Consider the following 25334-nt stretch of genomic DNA (forward strand, 5'->3'; position numbering starts at 1 on the left):
GTAAATAGCTTGCCCCTGCTGGCTTTGAGTTCTGAGGATTTATTGAATGTGGCCGATGTTGAATAATCCGTCGCCAGCCTTTACCGGCGGGTTGAAGATCTTGTAGAGAATGACGCCGTCTACCGGGCAGAACACATCGGCCAAGTGGTTCCCGAAAAGATCAGTGGTATAGCCCAGCCGCATGCCCTTTTTCACGTAGTCGCCGCTAGTAAGATTGCTGTAGAAAAAGCCCGTGTGCTTGCTTTCCACGGTGGTCCGTTGGCCTACCATGACCGGATGGAGCACCGTGTTGGGCTTTCCTTCCAGAATGGTCAGGTGGCGCATGAGACTATTCAGGGCGGCCAACACCTGCTGCACCGTTTCTTCCTCCACCCTGCCCATACCGCCGCATTCAATGTCCACGGCCGGAATGTTGCGCTTGGTGGCCTCGCGGGAACAGTAGATGGATGCTTCCGTTAAGGCCTGTTCATTCCCGAACTGCACAATGAAATCAAAGCCTAAACTGACGGCCATCTGCCGGGCTTTCTCTGAGACCTCGGGCATGTTGAAGTAGTTATAGTAACCAGAGTAGGGGCGCAGATCCCCGTTGGCATCGCCGTCGTGCACGTCAATAAAGTAATCGCATCGCGCGATGATTTCATTAGAGATAATCCAAGCTATTTTCTCAGAACTGGTACCTTCTTTCTTGCCCGGGAAAACACGGTTCAGGTTCTTTCCATCTAAAGGGTTCACCCGCAAACTTCGGTTCAGAAAGGCCGGTACATTGGCCATGTGCACCAGAATAACGGTGCCGCTCATCTGCGCCGGGTCTAGCTGTTTGCCTAACTTTTGGGCGGCCATAATGGGCGCGTACTCCAGCCCGTGTACCCCAGCCGTGATACCCAGAACCGGTCCTTTTTTAACTCCGTGGAAAACCGTAACCGGAATAACCGTGTTGTCTTGGGACGTGACAACGGGTAGCAGGAAGGAGTGTTTTGAGCCTGGTTTTATCTTTTCACCTTGAAACTGGAAAGCTTTTACCTGGGCATGGGCGGATAGATGTAATGCGAAAAAGAAGAAGAATAGGAGGGGTAGATTTCTCATAAGAAACACAAATCGTAAACGGCAGACATTGCCTGGCTTTGGGTAGCCAGGGGCGTCTGCTTTTCTAAAATCTATGAAGGAATGCAGGGACACGACTTACCAGGACGATAAGCGCCAGAAGCTGCAAAACAGAAGAAAGGGCACAAGCTGCCTGACAGGACTTTCCTGGTTCAGAAAAGACCCGAATTCCAAATTCTTAGCGGGAAACGCCTAAAAGGTGTTCGCACGCAGATACGGCTTTTCACGGCACGAAAAAGCAAGACGTACCGGCACTTGCTGCTCCGGCAACGGCAAAAGCAGTAGTAAAAAGCCAAGAAAAAGGGTGAAAGCAGGCGAGTGCCTACGGTTTAGGAGATGCGTTGGGGTGGCCCCCGGAGATCTATGTTATTGGGATAGGTAAATTTCCAGGCGAAGGTGAAGCCTGAAATTCGGGTACTGATTGGGGGTGCTGTAAACGGAACCTCTAAAGGAGGAAATGAGATAAGATCGGTGGAGCCGTATTCTTTGACCTTACAGTGCTGGTGTACTTTGCCCACGGTATGCTCCCCATCGGGAATAGGCTCATCATGCGCCTCGGTATGCTCGTGCTCGTGCAGCGCCAGCAGCGCTGACTCCGGCACCATAACCTGGCAGAAGAGCAGCAGCAGAAAAGCGGCGATATAGGGCTGTAGACGAAGCATTCAGGCGAGGAAAGGAAGCCTTCTTGTACCAGGTGAACACCTAAAGGCATCCTCCGGAAAAGAGCATCCTGCGCAATATTAAAACAAATGCCCGCTAATCGCAACTTGATTGCACTAGAATTGTATGGCTAATCCCACATTTTCAATTCCGGAAGTTCTGGGTGATCATCAGGCGGCGGTCGCTGCCTTGCAGGACACCAATGCCTACCCTTCCGAAGCCACCCCGTAAGATATTAGCCCGGTGACCGGGTGAGTTCATCAAGCCGTTGTGCGCAATGTCCAGAGTGGGTGCCAAGGCCAGGTTTTCGCCCGCCAGCCGGAAGGGTACTTTCGCTTTTCTGATCCGGTCAAAAGGACTCCAGCCTTCAGGGGTATAGTGAGAAAAGTAGCCGCGCCGGAACATGTCCTCGGAATGGAGGCGGGCTACCCGGCGCAGGGAAGTATCGGCAGCCAGGGGCCGCAGGTTTTGTTTGGCACGTTCCTCGTTCACCAGCTGCAACATCTCGGCTTCTAAATCGGGACGGGGTTTCATGTTGGTGACCTTATAAGGCAACTCAATCATTTCCTCGGAACCGGGTTGCACCGTGAGTTTGCTCATGGTGCGGTTAATGGCCTCGTCAAAGACTGGTGAGAGGGCCATCTCAGCTTTTTCTGAGACCGATGAAATACGGGTAGCTAGGGCGCTTTCCTGCACTTCTTCCTGAATGTTCTGGGGCAACGGAAACGCCGTCATGAGCACCACCACAATGGCGGCCGTCACCAGTCCGCTCAGAAATCCGGGGATTAACCCCAGTATCTGGTTGGTTTTAGACCGGTGCACGGTGCTGGGGAACTGCGCCAGAACCCAATCACCCAAGGCCTGAATAAGGATACTGGCAAGTACCGCTACCACGAAAAAAGAGATGGGAAGCAGCCAAAGCTCGTTCCAGTTCACCAGCTTCTCCAGCCCCTCGGCCACGTAAGGGTATAAACTCAGACCAATGAGCAGACTTCCCACCCACCTGATTAGGTCCAGCACGCCATAGGCAAAACCCCGGTACCAGCCGGTCCAGAGACTGGAAAGTACAATGAAAATGATAAGTAGATCTATGTAGTTCATAGGTGGGAGTTCATGGTAAGACAACGGTAAGTACTCAAGAGGGTACCTTTTTCTTTTACCGCCCTCCCCTCCTTTCGGTTTTCAAACTTCAGCCGGAAAAGTGGAATTCCTGAATTCCCATCTAACGAGGTGGCTTAAACGTATAACAGATTTTAAAAGGAAGATTATGGATAAGACAGAAGTCATTCATGACGAAGATAATTATAGATTTTACATGAGGCTGGACGGGGAAGAAGCCGAGCTGACCTACTCCATTACCGAGAACCAGGAGATGGATTTGGATTACACCTTCGTTCCGGAAGACCACCGCAACCAGGGCCTCGCCGACAAACTGGTCAAAGCAGCTTTGGAGCACGTCATTGACCGAAACATGAAATTTGTGGCCTCCTGCCCCGTAGTGGAAGCGTACGTAAAACGCCATCCGGCTTTTAAGGAGTACATGTCTGAAGTTTAAACAATAAGGATTTTCAGAAACAAAGGCTGGTTTAGGGGCTGCTTTTGAGAAAGCAGCCCCTAAACCAGCCTTTGTTTCTGATGCGGGGCTCAAGCAAGGCCTAAATAAACCCCGATAGGAAAACTTGTAGTACCTTCGCGTTTTACTTTGCCTTCGCTTTCAGACATGAAAACCATCACCATTATAGGGACCGGACTCATTGGCGGTTCTGTTGCTTTAGACATCAGAAAAGCAGGTTTTGCCACCGAGTTGATTGGCGTAGAACAGAACCCAGCAAATGCCGCCCAAGCCGTGGAAATAGGCCTGGTAGACCGCGTGCTTTCTTTGCAGGAGGCCACCGCTATCTCTGACCTGATCTTGGTGGCTATTCCGGTGACGGCCATCCAGAAACTGCTGCCCTCCCTTCTGGACATCGTGCCGCCTCAAGCGGTGGTGATTGACCTTGGCTCCACCAAAAGCCTTTTGTGCGAAGCCGTGAAAGAACACCCTAACCGTGCTCAGTTTGTCGCCGCCCACCCTATTGCCGGTACTGAGAACTCGGGTCCTACCGCGGCGCTGGAAGGGCTGTACCAGGGCAAAATGAACATCATCTGCGAAAAGGAACTCTCTTCTGCCCACGCCCTCTCAACGGCAGAAGAGTTGTTTTCTGTCCTGGGTCTCAAAACCATTTACATGCAGCCCGAGGAGCATGACAAGCACGTGGCCTATGTGTCGCACCTGTCGCACGTAAGTTCTTTCCTCTTGGGGTTGACGGTGTTGGACGTGGAGAAAGACGAGCGCAACATCTTTACGCTGGCCGGTTCCGGCTTCGCCTCCACGGTGCGTCTGGCCAAAAGCTCCCCCGATATGTGGGCACCCATCTTTGAGCAGAACGCCCATTTTCTGAGCCACGCCCTGGCCGAGTACATCAAGCATTTGCAGCAGTTCCACCAATGCCTGCAAAACGGCCAAACCGACCAACTGTACCAGATGATGCAGCAGGCCAACCAGATCAGACCAGTATTGGACGGCATTGCGCAGGTGTCTCCGGTGAAGTAAACTTGCGCTACACCGCAACAGCAGCATCGGTTTTAATACTGTTTTTGATAAAACAAGGCCTAAACAGAAGCTTTTAAGCCCAACCCCACCCTGCCTGAACCGTACGCCTCTTGGTAAACACACTTTTACCAACCAAAAGGAGCGTCATGGCTATCACCGATTTTCTGGATAAGATCAAAAAAGAGTGGGAAGTACTAAAGGGAGAGGACGCCAAGGACAAGTTCTTTTACAACGAGAACACGTACCCAGATGAAACCACTGCCCGCCAGGAATTCACCCGGAGCAAGCAGAAACTCTTCAACGTAAATGGCTGGTCTTCGCTGACGGGCATCAACTCCACGTTCCAGCTGTATGACAAACAAGGCCACCCGTCTGATGCCACCAAAGTACAGGTAGGCGATTTCATGCAGATCATCTTGCCCGCCACTTTGATTGAGAACTGGGTCACCGTGGTGGAAGTAATTGACGAAGAAGACGCGGCCCAATTTGTGGTACGTCCCTGCCCTAAACCAGAAGCGCAGAAAGATGAGACCGACGGAGATGAAGTAAAGCACTTCTTCACTGATGAAGCCACCAGTACGTTTAGGGTAGTACGCGAGGGCACCAAAATCATGGGCATGGAAATAGGCCGCGATGAGAAACCAAACAACTCAGGTGAACAGGCCGGAGATCGCCCTATCCTGAACACGCTGATCTCAGAAGGTGGTTGGGCTGGCTTCCAAGCCTTGCAATGGGATAAAATCACCCGTTATTACGTGCATTTAGAGGAAGGAAAAGCGTAAAGGCGATTAGAGCCTTTACCTTGGCTAGCTTAACACTTGCCCAGCATTCTCTGCCTCATTAACCACCCTCCCCTTTTCCAGTTTAAACACCTTGGTCACGCAGGCCGGGATTTCCTCTGGATAGTGGGTCACATAGATGAGCGTGCTGCTGCTGCTGGCACAGATCGCGTCTACTATCTGCTTGAAACGCTCTTGTTGCTGGGCGTCCATTCCCTGACAAGGTTCATCCAGAATCAATAGCGGCGGATGCTTGATTAAGGCACGGGCTAGAAGACAAAGCCGCTGCGTACTGGCAGATACCCTCCGAAGCGATTTTTGCGCCTCCCCGGCAATCCCCAATAATTCCAACCACTGCCTAGCCTTGGCGGCATTCTGGGGTTGACTTTTCCTGAAAAGCCCCAGCGTGTCGTACAAGCCAGATTCCACCACTTGCAGGCAACTCTGCTGGTACGGGAAAAATTGAAACAACTCCGGGGAAACAAACCCTATCTTCTTTTTAATGTCCCATATGGTTTCGCCGGTACCGCGCCTGCGGTCAAAAAGGGTGATATCCTTGGAGAACGCCTGTGGATTATCACCGTTGAGCAGACTCAGCAGGGTGGTTTTTCCGGCGCCATTATGACCCAGAAGCGCCCAACGGTCGCCCTGCCGGACTTGCCAGTTCACCCCATCCAGCACCGTCTTCTCGCCGTAGGTCACCGTTACATTTTTCAGCTCGGCAATGATGGAGAAACTCGGCACTTCTGCCCCGGCCAGCAAGTGCGTCAGTAATTCTGCGTCAAAAGCATCTTTGGATTGGTCTTCTGTTTTCTGTATTTCAAATGCTGCCTTGGGTTGGGCCGATAAAATGCGGCCATTTTCCAGGTAGGCCACGTGCGTGATCACCTCCGGAATTTCATGCGCTGCGGTGGCCAGGATCACCGTTACACACGAAGAGGTGATTTCTGTAAGAAGAGAGTTGAAGGTGGCGCGGGTTTCTACATCCAATCCCGTCAGCGGCATATCCAGGAGGAGCAGTTTGGGGTTCTGGAGCAGGGCGGCTGCCATGAGCAACCGTTTGGTTTCCCCGTTAGAAAGCTTGATCAGTTGCTTCTGCAGCAATTCGGTCAGCCGAAAAGAGGTGATTACCTTGTCATACGTCCACCCAGAAGGCGACCCGCCGGTTGGCTGTACCGAGGTCAGGTATTCTTCCACGGTAGGCGCGTCTTCTGCCTCGGTGGAATGGTAGCGTTGTTGGTAGTAAAAGTCGTGGGTATTGGAAGAGAAGTTTTTGAAAGCGTGCTTCTGCCCTACCATTGCCAGCAGATTGCGGAAGGAGAAGAAGATATCCGGGGCTGCTTGATTTTCCAGAAACTCCTCATAAAACCCGTATCGAACCTGCCCGCCCAGCACGCTCAGGTTCCCGGCAATGGCCTTGAGCAAACTGCTTTTCCCCGAGCCACTCTCGCCCACCAGCGCCCACTGCTCACCGGGTTGCACCTCAAAAGTAAGATCCTGGAAAATGGTATGGTTGAGGTGACGAACCGTCACGTTACGGAGAGAAAGGAAAGGCGAAGACATGAAGGTTGGCAATGGTAATTCCTCTAAAATAAGAGGTTTGCCCCGCCTAACCTAGCCTTTTCTGCTTTTCAATGTTTCAAGCCTGAATTCTGGAAATCGGGCCCAAAAAAACATCGGGCTAAAGCTATGCCCTACGCACCTGCTTTAGCCCGATGTTAAACCTTAACGGTACCTAAACCGCCTGTTGCTGTGTGTACACCTTTCCAAACCGGTCGGTGACTTCAATCTTGATTTGCTTGGCGCCCGAAGAGGGTTTGGCCCAGAACAAATGGTCGGTCATGGTAGGGTCCACGAATTTGTGCTTGGCCGGTAAATCTGGGCCGGCGTGCAGCTGCACCGAAAGCGGGTCTAGGCCCATCTCCTGTTTCATGTCGCCTTTGCGCACCCCATCCTCAAACCAGGTTACTTTCCATTCCGGGTCCCAATTCCAGACGTTGACTACCACTTCCTCGGGGCGATCCTTCACGGTGCCTTTCGGGTAGATCCTGAACTGGTGATCGCGGTCATGGCCCACCGATTTATAGTACCACTTCATCTCCGAGCCGTTCACCTCGTACACGCCGTAGCCACTAGGCGAGCCATCGGTGCAGATGGGTCCCGTCCACCAGGCACCGCAAACGGCTCCGTGCGTGTGTTCAATAATGTCGCCCTCTATCACTTTCTCGCAGATGTGCGTGTGGCCTGACATGATGTGCGCTTGGTAAGGCTTCAGAAGGCGGTACAGTTCATTGCGGTTAGACACCACCCCGCCCAGCGACTCGTCTTTGAGTTTCATGCGTCTTTTCTCCCCGCTGTTCACCGGAATATGCACCGAGACCACCACCATGCTGCCCGGCTTCACATAAGACAAATCCTGCTCCAGCCACTGTAACTGCTTCTCGGTGAGATAGCCAATGTAGCGTTTGGCCGTGCCTATGAAGAAAACATCATCCAACACCACGTAATGCAACTCCCCGCGGTTAAAGGAGTAGTACGTGGGCCCGAATAGCTTCTTAAAAGTGTCAGCAGAGCCGTCGTCAGTACGGGCGGTGAGGTCCATGTCATGGTTACCGATGACCTGGTAAAACGGGATGCCTGAGATTTCGATAGCTTTCTTGTAGTCATCATACAGTTCAAATTTGTCCCATACCAAATCGCCGCAGCCAATGCCGTGAAAGAGGGTATCCTTGCTGTAACCGGCCACTAGTTTCTTCAAATCGGGAGCGGAGGTGTTCACCAGTTCTTCGGCGTCTTTCTTGTTGATCATCTGCGGATCGGCCCATACTACAAAGTTGTGGTTGGTGTCGTCCTGCGCCAGTTTCTGCAGTTCAAAATCGGCGGTGAAGCTGGATTTGCCTTTGGGCAGCGGTTTAAAGAACTGCGCTACTCCTTTCTCCTGCGGAATAGCGTAGCCGCGGGGAACGGAAATGTACACAAACTCGGCGGTGGCGTTGCTTTCCAGGGTGTACTTTCCGGCATTATCGGTGGCAACCATGTTGATACCATCGGAAACCACTACTCCGGGGATTCCCTTGCCACCGGACTGCACCCTGCCCTTGATAGCGATGAGCGACAAGTTTACTTTTTGGTCAGCCGATTTTGGAGTGGTTTGCGCTTGCACGGCCCCCATAGGCAAGGTTAACCCAAGGCCCAAGGTGCCAATACTCTGGAGGAATTTTCTTCTAAACATGTAATTATTGAGGGAATGAGTGATTGAGAGAATGTGTGAATGAGTGATAGAGAGAATGGGGCAACCTGAGATTGCTGGGACTCCGTTTAGAGGTGTTTTATTGAATCCAGGCCTAAAGCTACAATGGTGTTTGAAGTCAAAGTCTATCTAGCTTGCCCACAAGGTCCTTTCAGGATGACAATTAGTGATAGAGAAAGGATATAACAATGGGAGCAGTTTCCTCCTTACTAAAGGAATTCACCCAAAATCACAGCTTACTTAGTAGCCAACTTCTTTACCTTTTCCAGCAGAAGTTCAGGTTCGTTGGTGGTGATGAAATCAGCTTTGCGTTCTAAAAGCCAGTCCATCATTTCTGGGGAGTTGACGGTCCAGGAGTTAACGGTAAGGCCGAGTTGGTGGGCTTCTTCTATCCAGTGGGGATTCTTCTTCAGAACGCTTTGGTTGTAATCAAACCCGTACAGCTTGTCTTTGGCCAGTTCGGCGGGGGCTTTCTCGCCGTTGAGGTACGCTACTTTAGCAGATGGCTCCAGTTCCTGCACTTTCCGGCAGATGGCATAGTCAAAGCTGATGTAGTCTACCCAACCCTGGGCGTTGTGTTTCTGCACCGTTTCCACCACTTTGCGCGCCAAGGCTTGGCCCCGCTCCTTGCTGATGGCGGAGGGTTTGATCTCCAGGATCAGCTTGGTTTTGTTCTGGTGGAGTCCCGCTTGCAGATACGAATCCAACGTAGGCAAATACTCACCGTTAGGCAGCTTTAGTTTGGATAGTTCGGCGGCAGGTGTCTTTTCAATGTGGATGCCGTTCACATCATGGTCATGGTGCACAAACAAAACCGAGTCTGAAGACATGTGCACGTCAAATTCGCTGCCCGCGCAGCCTAACCGGATGGCGTGCTGCAGGGCTCCAATGGAGTTTTCAGTAACTCCGGTGTTTTTCCAGGCACCCCGGTGCGCAATGACCTGGTTAGTGATAAACTCGTCTTTCACAATCCGGAAGGTATCCTGAATTGTGCTTTGCCCCTGCTCTACTGCCAAGACCACGTCTACCCATGGTTCAGAGATGGCTTTCTTTGCTTTCAGGGAGTTGTCTTTGCCTAAGGTGAAGGTAGCAGCAGATGTACCTACCAGCTTCACCTTTGCTGTACTCATCGAAGGGGGCAGAACTACTACCTGGCCCACTTGCGTTGAGCCGGGCTTAAAGGTGAAGTTAGTAAGCGTTATTTGCGATTGAGCCATGGCGTTGGCGTGTACCCCTAACAAGAAACAGAAAAGCAGCTTCCAGGGTGTTACGATTCTCATAGTCTGATTGGTTAAAAGAGGTCTTACATACAGGGAAAGAATCTAAGCTTACCATGCCCAGGGTGATAGAGGCACGGTAAGCTTAGATAGCCACCAGAGGTTAATTTAGGCTTATTTCTCCCACCAAACCTTGGTATTAATGTCATCGCCGCCCATCATTTCTACGGCTTTTCTGTAGTTCTCGGCGTTGTTGGTTTGCACCGTAGTAGGGTATCTGAAGCGCACGGGCACCACCCTGTTGTTCATCATGGCATTGGTGGTGGGAAGTACCGGTAAACCCGTGCGGCGGTATTCAAACCACTGCTGATAATCCACAAAGAACAAGGCCAGGTACTTTTGCAGCATGATCTGTTCCAACGTGCCATTGTACGCGGCTGCCGGATTGGTGAAATAATCTGCGGGCACCACAGCGCCCCACTGTTCAATAGCGGCCTTTACGCCTTTTTCATAGGCGGCTTGGGCATCACCGGTCACGATGCCTTTCTGGGCCAACTCTGCTTTGATGAACTCCACCTCGGCATAGGGCATGATCACCGTAATCATGGGAGCAGTCACCAGGGCAACGTTGAAGGTGGAAGGAGCATAGTCAAACTGGGTGTCACTTCCTTCGTAGCCGCTAGGTATTCCCTTGTACCCCACCTGCGTTCTACCATCTTTGGAGGTGGCTTGGGTAAAGAATTTAGCTCGGCGGGGGTCATTCAGGGCGTTTAAGTGATCAATGAAGAAAGATGATGCCGCCCGACCCGTTCTGAAGTCAACCGCCCGTCCCCATGGAGAGATTAATGGCGGAACTCCTGAGATCTGCAGAATGGCCGCATCGGCGTTGGACGTGAATACTGGAAACTGGGTGGGGTTGTTGAGGATCTCCGTCATCTTAGCCACGGCGTTCGTTTCCGTTCTTTTGGAGACTCTGAGCAGTAACCGTAGTCGCAGCGAGTTGCAGAATTTCTTCCACTTAGCCACGTTGTTATGATACAGGATATCATCGCCGTAGATCATGGTTTTAGCCGGATCAAACTTTGCATTAGCAGTTTCCAGATCGGCTAAAATCTTAGTGTAGATAGACTGCTGCGTGTCAAAGGTTGGATACAGAATCCCCTCATCGCCGCGCGAAGCCTCCATCATGGGCACATCGCCGAAGCTATCCGTGAGCAGTGAATATACCCAGGCATTCAAGGTAAGCGCTACCGCCTCATAGTTGGGGTCATTGGCTTTCACGGCCGCGGCCTGCATCTCCTTAATGTTGGTTAACCAGCGGTAGTAGGTGTTCCAGGTGGAGCTACCGGAGTTCTCTGTGACATCATAACGGTGAATACCACCCGAAGCACTGGGGAACGGAAGCGCCACTTGCATGAGGTCAAAGGTGAAGTCATCGGCCCGGTTGGCGTTGAAGCTGCTCATCTCATAGAGGATGGGGTTCAGCAAGGTACCCGGGCTTATTTGTTCAATGCGGTTAGGGTCTGTGTTTACCTCTTCAAAATCATCGGTACAGGAAGTGTTGAGGGCACCAAGGGCAAGGAGGAATACAAAAGTCTTCTTTATAGATAACATGGTTCTTAGTTCTTTGGAAGAACTGCCGATAGACTGGGTAGACTACCGGCAGTTCTGAAAGGTTGAGTTGAAAACTAAACTGTTTTTGGCTTAGAATTTAAGGGTCACGTTCATGCCCATGGTTCTGGTAGAAGGCATCTGGCCCATTTCAATACCCGGCATGATGTTGTTCCCGTTCAGGGCAGCCGTTTCTGGGTCAAAAATCGGGAAGTCGGTGAGCATGGCCAGGTCACGGCCGTAGAGGGCAATGCTGGCGCCGTTGAAGAATCTGGTTCTGGCCAACAGCGATTGAGGTAGGTTGTACTCCAGACGAACTTCTCTCAGTTTCAGGTAAGAGGCGTCAAAGGAGTTGGACTCCACATTGGCGCGACGGTAATACCGGGTGTAGTAGTCGGCGGGGTTTACTTTTTTGGTATTCTGGGTGTAGGTACCGTCACCGTTCAGCACCACGCCATCGCCAATGATGAATCCTTCTTCGCGGCCCATCAAGGTGTGTTTCAGCTTGCCCTGCTCAGACATTTTGTGGTGCGTCTGGGAGTAGATGATGCCACCATAAGAACCATCCAGCAGGAAGCTGAACCGGAAATTCTTGTAAGAAACCTCGTTCAGGAAACCACCTTTCCAATCGGCGTAGGCGTTGCCAATGTACTGAACTTCGTCTGGGTAAGCGGGCAAACCGCTGTTGTCATACACAATTTGACCATCAGGGCTTCTGACAAACCCGAAACCATAGATGTCACCCGTGGTACCACCCACCTTGGCAATGATAGAGGCGTTGCCACCCACGCCCAACACCTGCTGGTCTTCAATGCCATCGGCCAGTCGCAGCACCTTGTTATCGTTTTTAGACCAGGTGACCGTTGATCTCCATTTGAAGTTGGCCAAATCAATGGGTTTGGCGTTCAAGACCAGTTCCAAACCTTGGTTCCGTACTTTACCCGCGTTTAAGACAGCCCGGGTATATCCGGTGGTTGGGTCAACCGGAATCTCCAGAATCTGGTTTTTGGTGAAGTTTCTGTACACCGTGGCATCTAAACCAATACGGCCATTGAAGAGCATAAACTCCATGCCGGCCTCATAGCTGGTAGTGATCTCGGGCTTGAAGTTGATGTTGTGGAGCGTAGTGGGCACGGAGCCCGAGCCAGCGAAATCGCTTTGACCGTAGTATTTTCTGGTTCTGTACGGATCAGTGTCACTTCCCACCTGGGCGGCAGATACCCTTAGCTTGGCAAAAGAGATCTCCGTCGGCAGCCTGAACAGATCGGTTAAGATAAAGCTGGTACTTATAGAAGGATAGAAGAACGAGCTGTTTTGCACTGGCAGCGTGCTGGACCAGTCATTACGGGCGGTCAGGTCTACAAAGATCTTGTCTTCATAAGAGAAAGCGGCCAAGGCGTACAAGCTGTTCACTTCCCGGTTTCTGTGACGAGTGGTCATCATAGCGTTGCCAATTCCGTTTGACAGTTTGTAAACTCCCGGAATCACTAATCCATCCACCACACCATCCGTGGCGCGGTACCGCTGGTTTCTGAGGTTACCCCCCACTGAGGTTCTCACGTCAATCTTGCTTCCTAACTGCTCTTTATAGGTCAGCAAGGCGTCTGTGTTAATCTCGTAATCAAAAATGTTCTGCTCCTTGAAATAGCCATAAGGGAAGTTGGCCGTGTTGAAAGGGCGGCGCATGGCACGGTCCTCAGCAGTTAAATCTATACCAGAGCGCACCATGATGTCCAGTTTGGGCGAGAACTCATAGGTCGCCGCCAGGTTCCCCACCAAAGAATAGTTGTTCAGGGAATTGGTCATCTCATAGGCAATCACATATGGGTTGTCTATGAAAGAACTGAATGGGTGAATCTGCTGCACTTGCTCTTGCCCGGCTTTCCATCTTGGCTCATACCAAGCGAGATCCACGTTAGGATTCTGGAAAATCATGAAGTAGGCAATAGATTGGTTGCTGTAGCCTGTGCCTGGCAGGTTATCGCTCTTCTTGTTGGTGAAGTTGACTTTAGACGAAAGCTTTAATCTTTTAGAGATGTTTTGGTTGATGCTCAAAGCAGCCGTTAAACGCTCAAAGCCGGTGTTTGGCATGATCCACTCGTTTTTAGAGTGCGTGAGGGAAGCCCGCACCGAGCCATTCTCTCCCCCTCCCTCTAAAGCCACATTGTTGGTGAGGGTGTACCCGGTTCTGAAGAAGCCTTTGATGTTGTCTTTGTACGGTCTCCAAAGCTGTCTTTCCGCCGACTGCCCTTCGCGGGTTGGATCATACTGGTAATAAGACTGACCATTGAACTTCGGTCCGAAGGCGCTGCTTGTTCCCCCGGTATTGGCTCCATCGGCCGAAGCGCCATACGAGTAATAAGGCTCCCCGGCGGCATTGAAGGATTTACCGGTTCCCTGACCATATTCATATTGGTAATCGGGCCATTTGAGCACGTCATTGAAGCTGATATTGGTATTCACCGTAACCCCAATGCCCTTGTCTTTGCGACTTCCAGATTTAGTGGTGATGATCAAGGCACCGTTCGCAGCGCGGCTTCCGTAAAGGGCGGCGGCGCTGGGGCCTTTCAAGACGGTAATGCTTTCAATGTCGTTCGGGTTGATGTCGGCGATGCCGTTCCCGAAGTCCACCGGAATATCATTTCCGGAACCGGCGCCATAGGCGTTGTCTACCCCAGAACTGGTCATATCGCTGCTCATCGGCACCCCGTCTAACACGATCAAGGCATTGTTCCCGCCCGGGTTCAGGGAGTTATCGCCACGTAAGCTGATACGGGTGGAGTTCACGGGGCCCGAACCCGGAGAAATCAAATTCAGACCGGCTACTTTCCCAGACAAAGCCTGCGCGAAGTTATTGGGCATGGCATCGGTTAAGGCTTCGCTCGTCACCGTCTGCGTAGCGTATCCCAGCGCTTTCTGCTCCCGCTTAATACCCAAGGCAGTTACCACCACTTCATTCAGTTGCTGGCTGTCCTGCACCAAAGAGATAGAGACATTGGTTTCGTTCTGGGCGAAGGTTCTTTTTAGCGAGGTGTAGCCTACAAACGAGAACACCACTTCTGCGCCCTTAGGTACCTGTATGGTAAAAGAACCGTCGGTGCTGGTGGCGCCCAGAGCCGTTCCGTTGGAAGTAATCACCACCCCAGGCATGGTACCCAGTTCTGCGGAGGTTACCGTACCAGAGATGCTCACCCGCTCGGTTTGCTGCGAAGCCGGGTTTCCGGTGTTTTTTGCCAAAACGGGCATTAAACTAGTTTGTCCGGTTGGGTTACTTTTTCTTTCAGGAAAGGCCTGCACCAATGTCGTGGCAGGGGCCTGCTGCATGTTTTGAACTACTTGCGGAATGAGCAGCGGCCGCGCTTCTGTCAGGGGCGCCAGCGCCAGCAACGAAAAGCCGAGAAGCATCTTCTTAGGCAATTGACTCTTACTTGGAGGAAGTAAAGGGTTTCTCATGGTTTAGTTGACGGTAAATTGGATTCGGACTGGGAGCGGGTAAGAAGTTTGAAAAACCACCAGAACTGATGGAGGCATTAGGTATACTTTTGAGTCTGTTCAGGAATTCATCGGTCTACTCTGCGTGCCTTGGCACCTTTTAGCATAGACCATTTTTTCGCTGTTCAAAAGTAGTTTGTCCGGTTCTGAGACGCGGCAAATGAGCCGTTACCTTATTGTAAACCTTTCGTTACCGCAATGTTTAGAGGGGAATAAAGGTCTGTTTTATAGTCAGTTTTAGGAAAACAGGCCAAAAGCGTCAGGCTGCTGAGAGAGGATGATGATGCTCAAATTTGGTTTTTTCTTGCAGAGAAAGAAAAAGGCATTATTTGAATGTCCCCCTTTGAAGAGGGTAGGGGGATGACACAAAGCCGTTTCAAGAACCTATAGCTTTCCTACAAGACAAAGGCAACCATAAAAGATACTCCTGATGCTCTATTTGGAAGAGTGATCATCCCCCTACCTCCTTTGAAGGGGGACGGAATGTGCGTGCGACAGGCAGGAAGATGATGAAGTAAACTTGGCGGTTTAGAACTGAGCTTAAGTTGTTGTTTCACTCCTCTTCCGTGTGCAGTGCCTTTCCCAAAAATTGAGTTAAGACGGAAGGGCCTAAAATGAGAATGCCCCACTCTATGGCGGGAGCGGGGCATTACACAACACAAACGAAACGAACTATAAACAAACTAAAATTAACGCTCACACAAATAGGTTGAGGAAGTCTTGCTTGCCGTTGAGGTACTCATAGGCGAAGCCTTCCTCCAACATCCGCAGTTTGATGTTCTCCACATCCTGCGGCTGCTTTACTTCCACCCCAATGAACACGGGGCCTTTTTCTTTGTTGTTTTTCTTGATGTACTGAAAGTGGATGATGTCATCCTCGGGGTGCAGCACACGGTTCACGAAGGTGCGCAGCGCGCCGGGCTTCTGGTTAAAGGTCACCATAAAGTAGTGCTTTAAGCCTTGGTGCTGCAGGGCACGCTCTTTGATATCCTCCATGCGGGTGATATCATTGTTACTGCCGCTGATGACGCAGACCACATTTTTGCCTTTGATTTCCTCTGTAAAGCTTTTCAGCGCCGAAATGGTTAGCGTACCGGCTGGTTCCAGTACCACCCCTTCCTCGTTGTACATCTTCAGGATGTCTTCGCAGATCTGGCCTTCGGGCACCAGCACTACTTGGTCTAGCAACTCCCGGCAAATCTCAAAGGTCAGTTCGCCGGGGCATTTCACCGCCGCCCCATCCACAAAAGAGTCAATGCTGGTCAACACTTGGCGTTGGTTTTCTTTGATGGAGTTGTACATAGACGGCGCGCCTTGCGGCTGTACCCCGATGAGTTTGGTTTGGGGGCTCAATTGTTTAAACACGCTGGAAACACCCGAGGCCAACCCGCCCCCGCCAATGGGCATGAACAGGTAATCAATGGCGAAATCGGCGTCCTTGAAAATTTCCAATCCCACGGTAGCCTGTCCCTCAATAATAGCCAAGTCATCAAAGGGCGGAATGAAGGTACTGCCTCGTTCATCGCAGAATTCCCGGGCGGCTTTGAAGGTGTCGTCATACGTAGCGCCGGTGAGCACCACCTCTACCCACTCCTTCCCGAACAGCCGCACCTTGCTTACTTTTTGAGCAGGTGTTTGGGCGGGCATGAAGATATAACCTTTTACCCCAAGCAGCTGACAGGCATAGGCTACGCCCTGGGCATGGTTCCCAGCGCTGGAGCAAACAATCTCCTTCTCGCGGTCCTCCAGCGGCAGCGTAGACATCTTGTTGTACGCCCCCCTGATCTTGTAGGAACGCACAATCTGCAGGTCTTCGCGCTTCAGGTGAATGTCGGCGCCGTAGGTTTGGGAAAGCCACAGGTTCTTCATCAAAGGTGTCTTGTAAATGACTCCTTTCAGGTTCTTGGCGGCTTTCTCCACGTTCCCTAACGCCACAACGGTTTCCAGGGGAGCTGTCTCTTTCTGCATGGTATTGGGTGAAAAGGCTGTTTACAGGCTGTTTTAGTAGAACCAGCCTGTAAACAGGTTATTGGTATTTTTGGATTCTCCCCTCGAGGGGAGAATCATTTCCTAGAGAGGAATCTTTTAAATCACCTTCTTATTAAACTTCCTCGGCTACTTCGGCTTTGCTGCGGAGCTGACGCACCACGGCACCGGTTTGCCATAATTCTGACTCGCGAACTTCTTTCAGTTCGGCTTCTAATTCCTGACGGTAGCCTGGAGTAGAACCACGCTGAATGGTACGCTCGGCTTCTTTGCCAGAGGCTACGCTGTCATAGAGTTCATTCAAAACCGGAAGAGTTGCCTCACGGAATCTGCCTTTCCAGTCAAGGGCGCCGCGTTGGGCAGTAACCGAGCAGTTGCTGAACATCCAGTCCATGCCGTTCTCGCCTACCAGCGGCACCAGGCTTTGGGTCAATTCTTCCACGGTCTCGTTGAAGGCTTCAGACGGCGAGTGGCCGCGCTGACGCAATACTTGGTACTGCGCCTCGATGATACCGGCTAAGGCACCCATCAACACACCACGCTCACCGGTTAGGTCAGAGTACACTTCTTTCTGGAAATCGGTCTCAAAAAGGTAACCTGATCCCACCCCGATTCCCATGGCAACAGCTTTCTCATAAGCCTTGCCCGTGGCATCCTGGAACACGGCGAACGAAGAGTTCAAGCCACCCCCAGCCAAGAATAGGCGACGAAGGCTGGTCCCGCTTCCTTTAGGCGCTACTAAGATCACGTCCACATCGGCCGGCGGCACAATGTTCGTTTGCTCCTTGAAGGTGATCCCGAAACCGTGGGAGAAATACAGGGTTTTACCAGGAGTGAGTTTCTCTTTCAGGGTTGGCCAAACAGCAATCTGACCGGCATCTGACAACAGGTTGCAGATGATGGTGCCGCGCTCGGCCGCTTCCTCAATGGAGAACAAGCTAACGCCTTCTTCAAAACCATCTTGCTTTGCGCGCTCCCAAGAAGGAGAATCCTGGCGCTGGCCCACAATTACGTTGAAGCCATTGTCGCGCATGTTCAATGCCTGACCTGGGCCTTGCACCCCGTAGCCAATCACGGCAATGGTTTCATTCTTTAGAAAATCCAGGGCTTTTGCCAACGGGTATTCTTCGCGGGTAACAACGGTTTCTTCTACACCGCCGAAATTAATCTTTGCCATTGTACTGTTTGTTATTGGTTATTAATTAATTTACTTAAGGTTGGTTCTGGCCTGTTTTCCTAAAAACAAGCCCTAAACTTAACTGATGAAGGCCCGAAGGCTTACATGCTAAAGACTTTGTCGCGGCTGTTCAGGAACTCGTTTTCAATAGCTTCCTGGCCCGGCTCGGCGCGTTCAAATTCGCGGAGTTTGCGGTTGAAGCCGTCACTGCCTTTGATAATGGCGATGCGGGCGCTGCGCACAAACTCAATCAAGCCGAAAGGCTGCAAGACTTTGATCAGGTTGTCAGTCTCTTCGCGGTGGCCGGTGGTTTCAAAAACGGTGTAGTCCTTCCGGATCACCACCGCCCGAGCGCCGTTCTCGCGGAGCAGGCGTTCCACCTTTGCTTTCTCAGCGATGATGTCGGTGGGCACTTTGTAGAGAGCCATTTCCTGCCAGATCACGTCTTCGTTCGTGTTGTAGTACACCTTCAAAACCTCCACTTGCTTCTCAATCTGCCGGGCGATTTTGCTCACCACCTCCTCAGTCTCGTTGATTACGATGTTGAAGCGGTGGATGCCTTCGATCTCACTAGGCGACACGTTCAGACTATCAATATTGATCTTACGGCGGGTGAAAATCATGGCGATGCGGTTCAGCAACCCCACATGGTTCTCGGTGTACACCGTGATGTTGTATTCCTGCTTTTCTATGGGCGCTTGCTCACTCATATTCTGTTTGGTTAGGCACCGTTATTTCAATCTGATTTCGCTCACGCTGCAGCCCTGCGGCACCATGGGGAACACGTTGTTCTCTTTGGTCACCATTACTTCCAACAAATAGGAACCGGGGTGCGCCAGCATTTCTTTTAGGGCATCGGTGAGGTCGGCGCGTTCGTTCACACTGCGGCCGGAGATTCCGTAACCTTTGGCCACCTGCACGTAATCGGGGCTTTGGATGTCCACGAAGGAGTAGCGGCGCTCATGGAAAAGCTCCTGCCACTGCCGCACCATGCCCAGGAACTGGTTGTTCAGGATCATGATTTTCACGTCCACGCCGCTCTGCATGATGGTGCCCAGTTCCTGAATGGTCATTTGGATACCGCCGTCGCCAATCACGGCCACCACGGTTCTGTTAGGCGCTCCGTATTTGGCGCCAATGGCAGCCGGCAAAGCGAAGCCCATGGTTCCTAATCCGCCGCTGGTAATGTTGCTGCGGGTATGGTTCAGTTTAGCATAACGGCAAGCCACCATTTGATGCTGCCCTACATCGCTTACTACAATGGCTTCGCCTTTGGTCAATTCATTTAATTGCTGAATCACCTCGCCCATGGTCATCTCGCCGGAGCTCGGGAACAGTTCTTCCCGGATGACCGCGTCGATTTCCCGCTGCTCAAACTCCCGGAACTTCTCCAGCCACTCGGTGTGCTGTTTGGCTTCCACCAGTTGGGTCAGCAACGGCAAGGTTTCTTTGCAATCGCCCCACACCGGCACGGTGGTTTTCACATTTTTGTCAATCTCGGCGGGGTCAATGTCCAGGTGGATGATCTTGGCTTGTTTGGCGTATTTGTCCAAACGGCCCGTCACGCGGTCATCAAAGCGCATGCCAATGGCGATCAAGACATCGCACTCGTTCGTCATCACGTTGGGGCCGTAGTTGCCGTGCATGCCCAACATGCCCACGTTCTGCGGGTGGTCAGAAGGCAAGGCACCGGCACCCATGATGGTCCAGGCCGCCGGAATACCGGATTTCTCCAGAAACTCCCGGAACTCCTGCTCCGCTGAGCCCAGCATCACGCCCTGCCCCCATAGCACGAAAGGCTTTTTGGCCCTGTTGATCAGTTCCGCGGCGCGTTCTATATATTCTTTTCGCACAATTGGCTTAGGCCGGTAGCTGCGGATATGCACGCATCTTTCATAACCCTTGAAAGCAAACTTCTGCAACTGGGCGTTCTTGGTGATGTCAATTAAAACCGGACCGGGTCGGCCGGTGCTGGCAATATGAAACGCCTTAGCCAATACCTCAGGAATCTCCGTGGCATCGGTTACCTGGTAGTTCCACTTGGTCACCGGAGTGGTGATACCGATCACGTCAGCTTCCTGGAAAGCATCGGTACCCAGCAGGTGCGCGAACACCTGGCCCGTGATGCACACCAGCGGCGTGCTGTCAATGAGGGCATCGGCAAGACCGGTGATGAGGTTGGTGGCGCCGGGACCGCTAGTGGCGAACACCACGCCTACTTTGCCGGAGGAGCGGGCATAGCCCTGGCCCGCGTGGATACCGCCTTGTTCGTGGCGTACCAGCACGTGCTTCATGTTGCCGGGGAAATCGAACAGGGCATCGTAGATGGGCATGATAGCGCCACCGGGATAGCCAAAGATCGTGTCCACCCCTTCCACGGAAAGGGCGTGCAGCAGCGCCTGACTACCGCTAATCATGGTGTCTGTTTCAGGCAAGGCTGGGGCTTGTTTCTCTTGCGTTAACATAGGCTTCTTCCTGTAAATCGGTGATACAACCGTGGCTGGCATCACTTACTGTTCTGATATATTTCAATAGCACTCCTCCTTGCACATTGGGCTTGGGTCTTTCCCATTGGCTTCTTCTAAGGGCTAACTCAGCATCGTCTAGCTGCACATCTATGGTATTGGTAGTGGCATCCAGCACAATCCAGTCGCCGTTTTCTACCAGGGCAATGGTTCCGCCATCATAGGCTTCTGGACAGACGTGGCCGATGACGAACCCGTGCGTACCACCAGAGAACCTTCCGTCCGTGATGAGGGCTACTTTATCACCTAAGCCAGCACCCATGATCGCGGAAGTTGGTTTTAGCATTTCCGGCATGCCTGGTCCGCCTTTAGGGCCCACGTAGCGAATCACTACCACCTGGCCGGGTTGAATCTTGCCTGCTGTAATGCCCTCATTCAGTTCTTCCTCTGAGTTAAAGACAATGGCAGGGCCTTCAAACCGGAGGCCTTCTTTCCCGGAGATTTTCGCCACCGCGCCTTTGCTGGCCAGGTTGCCATACAAGATCTGTATATGCCCGTCTGCTTTAATGGGATTGGAAAGTGGTCTTAACAGGTCCTGTTCCTCGCCCAAATGTTTCACGTCTGCCAAGTTTTCGGCAAGTGTTTTACCAGTAACCGTCATTAAATCGCCTTTGAGCAAACCGGCTTCCAACAAGGTCTTCTGCACGGCGGGCACTCCCCCTAAAGCGGAAAGGTCTTCCATCAAGTATTTGCCACTTGGTTTTAGGTCGGCGAGTACCGGAACCCGGTTACTTACCTCCTGGAAATCTTCCATGGTCAGTTTCACGCCGGCTGCGTGAGCAATGGCGATCAGGTGAAGCACAGCATTGGTAGAACCTCCCAATACGGTAATCATGACCAAGGCATTCTCAAATGCCTCGCGCACCAGAATGTCGCGGGGCTTAATGTCTTTTTCTAACAGTTGCAGGATGTAGGCTCCGGCATCCAGGGCTTCCTGGTTTTTCTCGGCGCTTACCGCTGTGGAGGACGAAGAGAACGGAAGGCTCATACCCAGAGTCTCAATAGCTGCGGCCATGGTGTTAGCGGTGTACATGCCACCACAAGCACCCGGACCCGGACACGCGTTCCTGATAATCCCTCTGTAATCTTCGTCAGAGATAGCACCGTTCAATTTTTTACCGTAGGCCTCAAAGCATGACACAATGTTCAGCTTTTGGCCTTTGTACTCCCCTCCTTTGATGGTCCCGCCGTACACCATCAGTGACGGACGGTTCAGGCGCGCCATGGCGATCAAGGCACCCGGCATGTTTTTGTCGCAGCCTACCACAGTAGCTACGGCATCATAGTAATGCGCACCGGCCATGGCTTCAATAGAGTCAGCGATCAGCTCTCTGGAGACCAGCGAGAAGCGCATCCCGGCATTGCCGTTGGTGATGCCGTCGCTCACGCCAATGGTGTTGAAACGGAGCCCTACCATGCCATTGGCCTGCACGCCCATTTTCACGGCATCGGCCAAACCATTGAGGTGCATATTACAGGTGTTTCCCTCAAAGCCCGTGGAGCAGATGCCCACAAACGGTTTGCGCAGATCGGCTTCCGGAATACCCGAACCGATGAGCATAGCCTGGGAAGCCGGCAGGCTGTCGTCTTTGGTGTAGATGCTGCTGTATTTATTTAAAGCCATGGTTTGTAATGCGGTGTTTCTAAGGTGTTTTTGCAAAAAAAGAGCCTTTCTACCGGGTGGTGAGAAAGGCTCTGTATGGTTGTAAGAGGCCGTTCCTACCCACCTTGCGGCAGAGGAATAATGACGAAAAGAAGAATGACCGACCGGTGTCGCATCTATCTGTCTGGTTTTGTTTTAAGCCTGTTTTCTGCAAAACAGGCCTCAAACGCGTTGTTTTTAAATGATGGTGCTTAACCCTATTTCTATATTTTTCAGGTGCCGAAAGCTCTCGCCGCCTTCCTGCACATAATTGGCAATGAAAGCGCCCACCTGCTCGGTTGTGAACGGATGGTCCTTTCTCAACTCGGGGGTCAGCACGTTTTTCTCCAAGGTATAGTCTACCGCTTCCTTCACCAGATCGGCTTCTTCCTGCAACCCGAAATGCTCCAGCATCATGGCCACGGAAAGAATGGTAGCGATGGGGTTGGCAATGCCTTTTCCTTTGGCCTGCGGGAAAGAGCCGTGGATGGGCTCAAACAACGCAGCCGTCTCACCTACCGAAGCTGATGGCAGCAAGCCCAAGGAACCGGCAATCACCGAAGCTTCGTCTGAGATGATATCCCCGAACATGTTCTCGGTTAAGATCACGTCAAACTGTTTCGGGTTAAGGATCATCTGCATGGCGGCGTTGTCCACGAACAGGTAATCTACTTCCACGGATGGGTATTCTGGGGCAATCTGCTGCACTACTTCACGCCACAGACGGGAGGTTTCCAGCACGTTGGCTTTGTCTACCAGCGTCAGTTTGTTGCGGCGGGTAGTGGCGGACTGGAACGCCAAGTGCGTGATGCGCACGATCTCTTCTTTGGTGTAGGTGCAATGGTCATACGCTCCGTTCTGGGTGCGGCCTTTCTCCCCGAAGTAAATGCCACCTGTCAACTCGCGGTAAATGAGCATGTCAGCGCCCTGGATACGATCTGCCTTCAACGGGGAATGCTCCAGCAACACGTCATACGCGGTCACCGGACGAATATTGGCGAACAAGCCCAGAGACTTTCTCAGGCGCAACAGCCCTTGCTCGGGGCGCACTTTGGCCGCTGGGTTGTTATCGTATTTAGGATCACCAATGGCGCCTAAAAGAATAGCATCGGCCTCAAAACAGGCTTGCAGGGTTGACTCGGGTAGCGGATCGCCGGTGGCGTCAATGGCGCAGGCACCCATCAACTGCACGTCCAATTCAAACTGGTGCCCAAAACGTTCCGATACAGCCTCTAATACTTTGATGGCCTCGGTACAAACCTCCGGTCCAATTCCGTCGCCGGGTAAAACGGCTATTCTTTTCGTTAATACGCCCATGGTCTGCTTTTTTCGTAGTTTTCTATCGCTTCTTTCTGGTTCACTAAGAAATCAATGTCATCGTAGCCATTGATCATGCATTCTTTTTTGTAGGCGTCAATGGCAAACGGTACGCGCTCTTCCCACACTGGCACTTCCAGTTCCTGATTCACCAGGTTCACTACCAGCTTGGTTTGTGGGTCTGCCTCTATCTGAGAAAACAAGCGTTCCAGCACTTCATCGGTTACCTGTAGCGGTAACAAACCGTTGTTCAAGGCATTGCCCTTGAAGATATCGGCGAAGAAGCTGGAGATCACTACTTTGAACCCGGCATCATGGATTGCCCAGGCCGCGTGCTCTCTGCTTGACCCGCAGCCAAAGTTTTTACCGGCTACCAGAATCTGCCCTGCGTAACGGCCGTTGTTCAGCACGAAATCTGCCTTGGGCTGACCTGAGTTGTCAAAGCGCCAGTCGCGGAATAAGTTCTCCCCGAATCCCTCGCGGGAAGTAGCCTTCAAGAAACGGGCCGGTATAATCTGATCGGTATCTATATTCTCAATCGGGAGCGGAACCGCCGTTGATTGAAGTATCTCAAACTTTTCCATTAGTTCAGGTATTGGGTAATGTCCACAATCTTTCCTTCAACCGCGGTAATAGCGGCTACCAGCGGACTAGCCAACAAGGTGCGGGAACCTGGCCCCTGCCGGCCTTCAAAGTTGCGGTTAGAGGTAGATACGCAGTACGCCCCGGCTGGAATCTTGTCTTCGTTCATGGCCAGACAGGCACTGCAGCCAGGCTCGCGTAACTCAAAACCAGCTTCGGCCAATACTTTGTCAATTCCTTCTTCTATGGCTTGCTTCTCCACCAGTTTAGAGCCCGGTACAATAATGGCCTCCACGTGCGGGGCTTTGTGTTTGCCCTGCACATACTTGGCTACCTGGCGCAAATCTTCAATGCGGGAGTTGGTGCAGGACCCGATGAACACGTAATCAATCTGCTTGCCCAGCAAAGACTCACCTGGCAAAAAGCCCATGTAATTCAACGATTTGCTGTAGCTAGCCTGTTCACTCGCCGGAACATCTGTTGGAATCACGGCATCAATTGCCATGCCCATGCCCGGGTTGGTCCCGAAGGTGATCATTGGGGCAATGTCCTGCGCATCAAAGAAGTATTCCTTCTCAAAAGAAGCACCTTCCTCGGTGTACAAGGTGGACCAATAATTTACGGCCTGCTCCCAACGCTCTCCCTGCGGTGCGAACGGACGGCCTTTTAAGTACTCAAAAGTGGTTTGGTCTGGGGCAATCATGCCACCGCGGGCACCCATCTCAATGCTCATGTTGCAGACCGTCATGCGGCCTTCCATGCTCAGGGCCCGGAACGCGCTGCCGGCGTACTCTACAAAATAGCCCGTGGCACCGCCGGTACCCAATTTAGAGATCACGTACAGGATAATGTCTTTGGCGGTAACGCCATTTCTTACATTGCCCTCTACTGTGATGCGCATGCTCTTGGGTTTGCTCAGCAGCAAGCATTGAGACGCCATTACCTGCGCTACCTGGCTTGTGCCAATGCCAAAGGCGATGGCGCCGAAAGCCCCGTGGGTAGACGTATGACTGTCGCCGCATACAATGGTCATGCCCGGTTGGGTTAAGCCTAACTCTGGCCCAATCACGTGCACAATGCCCTGGTTCTGGTGGCCTAAACCGTATAGTTCAATGTTGTGCTTGGCGCAATTCTCCGTTAGCTTATCAACCTGGAAGCGTGAAAGTGGTTCCTGAATAGGAAGATGTTGGTTCTTGGTGGGTACGTTATGGTCAGCGGTAGCCACCATCTGCTCTTTGCGGAACAATGGCAAACCACGCGCTTCAATCTCATCGAAGGCCTGCGGGCTGGTAACTTCATGTATCAGGTGTTTGTCAATGTAAAACACGTCTAATCCTGCCCCCGGAATGGATTTCACTACGTGGGCGTCCCATATCTTATCTAATAACGTCTTTGCCATGGT

General features: G+C 52.0%; 19 protein-coding genes. 3 read left to right on the plus strand and 16 right to left on the minus strand.

Going from position 1 to position 25334, the window contains the following annotated elements; genetic code table 11:
* Positions 1–39: 39 nt before the first annotated feature.
* The 3 genes from ACW9SV_RS20155 to ACW9SV_RS20165 all read right to left on the minus strand — a co-directional run bounded on the left by ACW9SV_RS20155 (position 40) and on the right by ACW9SV_RS20165 (position 2862).
* Positions 40–1083, minus strand: a complete 1044-nt coding sequence (locus ACW9SV_RS20155; RefSeq protein ID WP_479558574.1) for a succinylglutamate desuccinylase/aspartoacylase family protein — start codon at positions 1081–1083, stop codon at positions 40–42.
* Positions 1084–1430: 347 nt separating this feature from the next.
* Positions 1431–1763 carry a hypothetical protein gene (locus tag ACW9SV_RS20160; protein ID WP_479558575.1) on the minus strand — a complete coding sequence of 111 codons (333 nt, stop codon included), beginning with the start codon at positions 1761–1763 and terminating at the stop codon, positions 1431–1433.
* A gap of 142 nt (positions 1764–1905) precedes the next feature.
* Positions 1906–2862: a CvpA family protein gene (locus tag ACW9SV_RS20165; protein ID WP_479558576.1), complete on the minus strand. Its 957-nt coding sequence runs from the start codon at positions 2860–2862 to the stop codon at positions 1906–1908.
* Between the two features lie 166 nt (positions 2863–3028).
* On the opposite strand from ACW9SV_RS20165, the gene ACW9SV_RS20170 reads away from it, so the two are divergent.
* The 3 genes from ACW9SV_RS20170 (at position 3029) to ACW9SV_RS20180 (ending at position 5136) form a co-directional block, all read left to right on the plus strand.
* Positions 3029–3316: a GNAT family N-acetyltransferase gene (locus tag ACW9SV_RS20170; RefSeq protein WP_479558577.1), complete on the plus strand. Its 288-nt coding sequence runs from the start codon at positions 3029–3031 to the stop codon at positions 3314–3316.
* 165 nt (positions 3317–3481) lie between these two features.
* Positions 3482–4354 carry a prephenate dehydrogenase gene (locus ACW9SV_RS20175; RefSeq protein WP_479558578.1) on the plus strand — a complete coding sequence of 291 codons (873 nt, stop codon included), beginning with the start codon at positions 3482–3484 and terminating at the stop codon, positions 4352–4354.
* Positions 4355–4500: 146 nt separating this feature from the next.
* Positions 4501–5136: a hypothetical protein gene (locus ACW9SV_RS20180; RefSeq protein WP_479558579.1), complete on the plus strand. Its 636-nt coding sequence runs from the start codon at positions 4501–4503 to the stop codon at positions 5134–5136.
* A gap of 24 nt (positions 5137–5160) precedes the next feature.
* Here the strand turns inward: ACW9SV_RS20180 and ACW9SV_RS20185 are convergent, their stop codons facing one another.
* The 13 genes from ACW9SV_RS20185 to leuC all read right to left on the minus strand — a co-directional run bounded on the left by ACW9SV_RS20185 (position 5161) and on the right by leuC (position 25331).
* Positions 5161–6696, minus strand: a complete 1536-nt coding sequence (locus tag ACW9SV_RS20185) for an ATP-binding cassette domain-containing protein (RefSeq protein ID WP_479558580.1) — start codon at positions 6694–6696, stop codon at positions 5161–5163.
* Positions 6697–6868: 172 nt separating this feature from the next.
* A complete protein-coding gene (locus ACW9SV_RS20190; RefSeq protein ID WP_479558581.1) occupies positions 6869–8365 on the minus strand; it encodes a calcineurin-like phosphoesterase C-terminal domain-containing protein in 1497 nt (498 codons plus the stop codon).
* 254 nt (positions 8366–8619) lie between these two features.
* On the minus strand, positions 8620–9663 hold the full coding sequence (locus tag ACW9SV_RS20195; RefSeq protein ID WP_479558582.1) for a glycerophosphodiester phosphodiesterase: 1044 nt from the start codon (positions 9661–9663) through the stop codon (positions 8620–8622).
* A 111-nt stretch (positions 9664–9774) separates the two neighbouring features.
* Complete coding sequence (locus tag ACW9SV_RS20200) at positions 9775–11214, minus strand: SusD/RagB family nutrient-binding outer membrane lipoprotein (RefSeq protein ID WP_479558583.1); 1440 nt, start codon at positions 11212–11214, stop codon at positions 9775–9777.
* Between the two features lie 90 nt (positions 11215–11304).
* Positions 11305–14664 carry a SusC/RagA family TonB-linked outer membrane protein gene (locus tag ACW9SV_RS20205; protein WP_479558584.1) on the minus strand — a complete coding sequence of 1120 codons (3360 nt, stop codon included), beginning with the start codon at positions 14662–14664 and terminating at the stop codon, positions 11305–11307.
* 735 nt (positions 14665–15399) lie between these two features.
* Positions 15400–16671 carry a threonine ammonia-lyase IlvA gene (gene ilvA / locus ACW9SV_RS20210; RefSeq protein ID WP_479558585.1) on the minus strand — a complete coding sequence of 424 codons (1272 nt, stop codon included), beginning with the start codon at positions 16669–16671 and terminating at the stop codon, positions 15400–15402.
* Positions 16672–16804: 133 nt separating this feature from the next.
* Positions 16805–17866 carry a ketol-acid reductoisomerase gene (gene ilvC, locus ACW9SV_RS20215; protein ID WP_479558586.1) on the minus strand — a complete coding sequence of 354 codons (1062 nt, stop codon included), beginning with the start codon at positions 17864–17866 and terminating at the stop codon, positions 16805–16807.
* 101 nt (positions 17867–17967) lie between these two features.
* Complete coding sequence (gene ilvN / locus ACW9SV_RS20220) at positions 17968–18576, minus strand: acetolactate synthase small subunit (protein ID WP_479558587.1); 609 nt, start codon at positions 18574–18576, stop codon at positions 17968–17970.
* 21 nt (positions 18577–18597) lie between these two features.
* A complete protein-coding gene (gene ilvB / locus ACW9SV_RS20225; RefSeq protein ID WP_479558588.1) occupies positions 18598–20331 on the minus strand; it encodes a biosynthetic-type acetolactate synthase large subunit in 1734 nt (577 codons plus the stop codon).
* Complete coding sequence (ilvD, locus tag ACW9SV_RS20230) at positions 20294–22015, minus strand: dihydroxy-acid dehydratase (RefSeq protein WP_479558589.1); 1722 nt, start codon at positions 22013–22015, stop codon at positions 20294–20296. The genes ilvB and ilvD overlap by 38 nt, the downstream gene beginning before the upstream one ends.
* Positions 22016–22231: 216 nt before the next feature.
* Positions 22232–23350, minus strand: coding sequence for a 3-isopropylmalate dehydrogenase (gene leuB / locus ACW9SV_RS20235; RefSeq protein WP_479558590.1), 1119 nt, complete (start codon positions 23348–23350; stop codon positions 22232–22234).
* Positions 23338–23934 (minus strand): 3-isopropylmalate dehydratase small subunit, encoded by a 597-nt coding sequence (gene leuD / locus ACW9SV_RS20240; protein WP_479558591.1) that lies wholly within the window; start codon positions 23932–23934, stop codon positions 23338–23340. Before leuD ends, leuB begins: the two co-directional genes overlap by 13 nt.
* Positions 23934–25331: a 3-isopropylmalate dehydratase large subunit gene (gene leuC, locus ACW9SV_RS20245; protein WP_479558592.1), complete on the minus strand. Its 1398-nt coding sequence runs from the start codon at positions 25329–25331 to the stop codon at positions 23934–23936. The genes leuD and leuC overlap by 1 nt, the downstream gene beginning before the upstream one ends.
* Positions 25332–25334 lie beyond the last annotated feature (3 nt).

It is taken from the genome of Rufibacter sp. JT20002 (assembly GCF_056491185.1).

Coding starts and splice junctions, on each gene's coding strand:
- ACW9SV_RS20155 (WP_479558574.1), bottom strand. CDS start 1,083: ATGAGAAATCTACCCCTCCTATTCTTCTTCTTTTTCGCATTACATCTA.
- ACW9SV_RS20160 (WP_479558575.1), bottom strand. CDS start 1,763: ATGCTTCGTCTACAGCCCTATATCGCCGCTTTTCTGCTGCTGCTCTTC.
- ACW9SV_RS20165 (WP_479558576.1), bottom strand. CDS start 2,862: ATGAACTACATAGATCTACTTATCATTTTCATTGTACTTTCCAGTCTC.
- ACW9SV_RS20170 (WP_479558577.1), top strand. CDS start 3,029: ATGGATAAGACAGAAGTCATTCATGACGAAGATAATTATAGATTTTAC.
- ACW9SV_RS20175 (WP_479558578.1), top strand. CDS start 3,482: ATGAAAACCATCACCATTATAGGGACCGGACTCATTGGCGGTTCTGTT.
- ACW9SV_RS20180 (WP_479558579.1), top strand. CDS start 4,501: ATGGCTATCACCGATTTTCTGGATAAGATCAAAAAAGAGTGGGAAGTA.
- ACW9SV_RS20185 (WP_479558580.1), bottom strand. CDS start 6,696: ATGTCTTCGCCTTTCCTTTCTCTCCGTAACGTGACGGTTCGTCACCTC.
- ACW9SV_RS20190 (WP_479558581.1), bottom strand. CDS start 8,365: ATGTTTAGAAGAAAATTCCTCCAGAGTATTGGCACCTTGGGCCTTGGG.
- ACW9SV_RS20195 (WP_479558582.1), bottom strand. CDS start 9,663: ATGAGAATCGTAACACCCTGGAAGCTGCTTTTCTGTTTCTTGTTAGGG.
- ACW9SV_RS20200 (WP_479558583.1), bottom strand. CDS start 11,214: ATGTTATCTATAAAGAAGACTTTTGTATTCCTCCTTGCCCTTGGTGCC.
- ACW9SV_RS20205 (WP_479558584.1), bottom strand. CDS start 14,664: ATGAGAAACCCTTTACTTCCTCCAAGTAAGAGTCAATTGCCTAAGAAG.
- ilvA (WP_479558585.1), bottom strand. CDS start 16,671: ATGCAGAAAGAGACAGCTCCCCTGGAAACCGTTGTGGCGTTAGGGAAC.
- ilvC (WP_479558586.1), bottom strand. CDS start 17,866: ATGGCAAAGATTAATTTCGGCGGTGTAGAAGAAACCGTTGTTACCCGC.
- ilvN (WP_479558587.1), bottom strand. CDS start 18,576: ATGAGTGAGCAAGCGCCCATAGAAAAGCAGGAATACAACATCACGGTG.
- ilvB (WP_479558588.1), bottom strand. CDS start 20,331: ATGTTAACGCAAGAGAAACAAGCCCCAGCCTTGCCTGAAACAGACACC.
- ilvD (WP_479558589.1), bottom strand. CDS start 22,015: ATGGCTTTAAATAAATACAGCAGCATCTACACCAAAGACGACAGCCTG.
- leuB (WP_479558590.1), bottom strand. CDS start 23,350: ATGGGCGTATTAACGAAAAGAATAGCCGTTTTACCCGGCGACGGAATT.
- leuD (WP_479558591.1), bottom strand. CDS start 23,934: ATGGAAAAGTTTGAGATACTTCAATCAACGGCGGTTCCGCTCCCGATT.
- leuC (WP_479558592.1), bottom strand. CDS start 25,331: ATGGCAAAGACGTTATTAGATAAGATATGGGACGCCCACGTAGTGAAA.